Source organism: Burkholderia sp. Bp9090 (genome assembly GCF_003857985.1).
GTDB lineage: Bacteria > Pseudomonadota > Gammaproteobacteria > Burkholderiales > Burkholderiaceae > Burkholderia.
Genome location: NZ_QTPV01000091.1, coordinates 1 through 2,477 on the forward strand (window position 1 = coordinate 1; position 2,477 = coordinate 2,477).

1 protein-coding gene is annotated in these 2,477 nt (G+C 63.2%); it reads right to left on the bottom strand.

The window, feature by feature from the left end:
• Positions 1–2,477, bottom strand: a 2,477-nt coding sequence (locus tag DIE16_RS36150) for an Ig-like domain-containing protein (protein WP_260434520.1), incomplete at both ends; no start/stop codon positions are given.

A 2,477-nucleotide genomic window follows, 5' to 3' on the forward strand; every position in this document is an offset into this window, starting at 1 on the left:
ACGTGATCGGACGCGCTGCTGCCGGAATCGGTGGTGAGGGCAACGCCCGGTGCGGCGGCCGACGTGTCGAGCGTGAAGCTGAACGAAGTCGAATCGGACGTGTTGCCGGCGATATCGGTCTGCCGGACCTGCACATCGTTCAGGCCTTCGGTCGCGCTGAAACTGGTGTTCCAGGTGTGACCGCCGTCGATCGAGTATTCGACGGTGGCGCCGGTCTCGACACCGGTGAGGTTCAGCGTGCCGACGTTGGTGACGTGATCGGATGCGCTGCTGCCGGAGTCGGTGGTGAGCGCGACACCGGGCGCGGCGGCCGACGTGTCGAGCGTGAAACTGAACGAAGTCGGATCGGACGTGTTGCCAGCGATATCGGTTTGCCGGACCTGCACATCGTTCAGGCCTTCGACGGCATTGAAGCTGGTGTTCCAGGTATGGCCGCCATCGGTCGAATATTCGACGGTGGCACCGGTCTCGACACCGGTCAGGTTCAACGTGCCGACATTGGTGACGTGATCGGACGCGCTGCTGCCCGAATCGGTGGTGAGGGCGACACCGGGTGCAGCCGCCGACGTGTCGAGCGTGAAGCTGAACGACGTGGGATCGGACGTGTTGCCGGCGATATCGGTCTGCCGGACCTGTACGTCGTTCACGCCTTCGGTGGCATTGAAGCTGGTGCTCCAGGTGTGACCGCCGTCGATCGAATATTCGACGGTGGCGCCGGTTTCGACACCGGTCAGGTTTAGCGTGCCGACGTTGGTGATGTGGTCGGACGCGCTGCTGCCGGAATCGGTGGTCAGGGCCACACCGGGCGCCGCGGCCGACGTGTCGAGCGTGAAGTTGAACGACGTCGGGTCGGACGTGTTGCCGGCGATATCGGTTTGCCGAACCTGTACGTCGTTCACGCCTTCGGTCGCGCTGAAGCTGGTGTTCCAGGTATGACCGTCGATCGAATATTCGACGGTCGCGCCAGTTTCGATGTCGGTGAGGTTCAACGTGCCGACATTGGTGACGTGATCGGACGCGCTGCTGCCGGAATCGGTGGTGAGGGCAACGCCCGGTGCGGCGGCCGACGTGTCGAGCGTGAAGCTGAACGAAGTCGAATCGGACGTGTTGCCGGCGATATCGGTTTGCCGGACCTGCACATCGTTCAGGCCTTCGACGGCATTGAAGCTGGTGCTCCACGTATGACCGCCATCGGTCGAATATTCGACAGTGGCGCCGGTCTCGACGCCGGCCAGGTTCAACGTGCCGACATTGGTGACATGATCGGACGCACTGCTGCCCGAATCGGTGGTGAGGGCAACACCGGGCGCGGCCGCCGACGTATCGAGCGTGAAGCTGAACGACGTTGCCGACGACGTGTTGCCGGCGATATCGGTTTGCCGGACCTGCACGTCGTTCATGCCTTCGGTGGCACTGAAACTGGTGCTCCAGGTGTGACCACCATCGGTCGAGTATTCGACGGTGGCGCCGGTTTCGACACCGGTCAGGTTCAACGTGCCGACGTTGGTGACGTGATCGGACGCACTGCTGCCGGAATCGGTGGCGAGCGCAACACCGGGCGCAGCCGCCGACGTGTCGAGCGTGAAGCTGAACGACGTTGCCGACGACGTGTTGCCAGCGATATCGGTCTGCCGGACCTGTACGTCGTTCAGGCCTTCGGTCGCGCTGAAGCTGGTGTTCCAGGTATGGCCGCCGTCGATCGAATATTCGACGGTGGCACCGGTTTCGATGCCGGTCAGGTTCAACGTGCCGACATTGGTGATATGGTCGGACGCACTGCTGCCCGAATCGGTGGTGAGTGCGACACCGGGTGCGGCGGCCGAGGTGTCGAGCGTGAAGTTGAACGACGTCGGATCGGACGTGTTGCCGGCGATATCGGTCTGGCGGACCTGCACGTCGTTCACGCCTTCGGTCGCGCTGAAACTCGTGTTCCACGTATGGCCGCCGTCGATCGAGTATTCGACGGTGGCGCCGGTTTCGACGCCAGTCAGGTTCAACGTACCGACATTGGTGATGTGATCAACAGCGCTGCTGCCGGAATCGGTGGTCAGGGCAACGCCCGGCGCGGCAGCCGACGTATCGAGCGTAAAGCTGAACGATGTCGCGGCCGACGTATTGCCGGCGACGTCAATCTGGCGAACCTGCACGTTGTTCGTGCCTTCGACGGCGCTGAAGCTGGTGTTCCAGTGCGCGCCGTTATCGACGCTGTACTGCACCGTGGCGCCGGTTTCGATGCCGGTGAGGTTCAACGTGCCGACATTGGTGATGTGATCGGACGCGCTGCTGCCGGAATCGGTGGTGAGCGCAACGCCGGGCGCGGCAGCCGAGGTATCGAGCGTGAAGCTGAACGAAGTCGCGGCCGACGTGTTGCCGGCGATGTCGGTTTGCCGGACCTGCACATCGTTCACGCCTTCGGTCGCGCTGAAACTCGTGTTCCACGTATGGCCGCCGTCGATCGAATATTCGACGGTGGCGCC